The organism is Streptomyces sp. NPDC050263 (genome assembly GCF_040655955.1).
Classification (GTDB): Bacteria; Actinomycetota; Actinomycetes; order Streptomycetales; family Streptomycetaceae; genus Streptomyces.
Window position 1 is genome coordinate 1 of sequence record NZ_JBFAKW010000322.1, and the last position, 1003, is coordinate 1003.

Sequence of the window (1003 nt, forward strand, 5' to 3'; positions counted from 1 at the left end):
GTCGGCCAGCAGTCGCATGTCCTCGCCGTAGCGGTGGTAGCTGTCGATCGCGTCACCGCTGAGCGCCATGCCGGGAGTGACCTGCTCGCGCGACCACCAGTCGCTGTTGATGTTGTTGCCTTCGATCTGGTGCGGCGCGGTGGACGCTCCCCAGAGGAAGTCGGGTGCGAAGCGGCTCATGATGTCTCCTTCGTATCTGTCGGTCGCGTTGGTCGGTCACGGGCGTCGAGCCACCGGCTCGTCGCCCGGACACCTCGGCGCAGGCCACGGCCTCGGGGGCGAGGAATCCGTGCAAGGTCTTGTCGATGATCATGTGGTCGAGCACGGAGCCGGCTGCCCGCGGGGCGGACGTGACGCGGTCGCCGGAGGCCCGAAGGCTGTCCCGGTCGGCGTCCCTCACGAGCACCGGCGGAAGGCCGGCGAGGTCGGCTCCGGTGGGGAGGGCTCGCGGGAACACTAACTTCTAGAAGCCGTTGGCGGCGTTCGCGCGCGCCAGCACGTCGTCCACCAGGCCGTCGGGGAGTGCCGAACCCGTCGTGCTGAGGAAGCGCCCGAACGGCAGCGAATCCAGCATCGGCGCGAAGTCGGTCTCCTCGGCTGCCGAGAACTGCTCGAACATCGCCGCGAAGACCTCCTGGAAGGCGGGACCTGCGATCGGGTCCCGCAGGACCTCGCCGATCGACGAGTCCGGTCCCAGCCGGTAGCGCGCGGCCTCCCCGGGGAGCTCGACCGTGGCGGACAGCCGGATGTCCCGGCTCGACGCGCCCGCCGCGACGCGGTACTCGCCGCCCTCGACGAGCCAGCGCTGAAGCTCCTCGTCCCAGTACTCGAACTCCCGCCTCGGCACGGTGACGACGACCTCACCCGACTCCCCCGGGTCCAGGTCGACGGCGCCGAAGCCCACCAGCCACCGCGGCGCGCGCGCGACCGCGGAGCCGTCCCGGGACGCGTAGAGCTGGACGATCTCACGGCCTGCCCGCCCACCCGTGTTGCGGACGGTGAC

At 71.1% G+C, this 1003-nt stretch carries 2 protein-coding genes; both read right to left on the minus strand.

The window, feature by feature from the left end:
• The coding region (locus tag AB0J04_RS46280; protein WP_363174757.1) for a family 1 glycosylhydrolase at nucleotides 1-180 on the minus strand (180 nt) is incomplete at its 3' end.
• Between the two features lie 283 nt (nucleotides 181-463).
• Nucleotides 464-1003 (minus strand): fibronectin type III-like domain-contianing protein (locus AB0J04_RS46285; protein WP_363174758.1); only part of this gene is annotated, 540 nt, incomplete at its 5' end.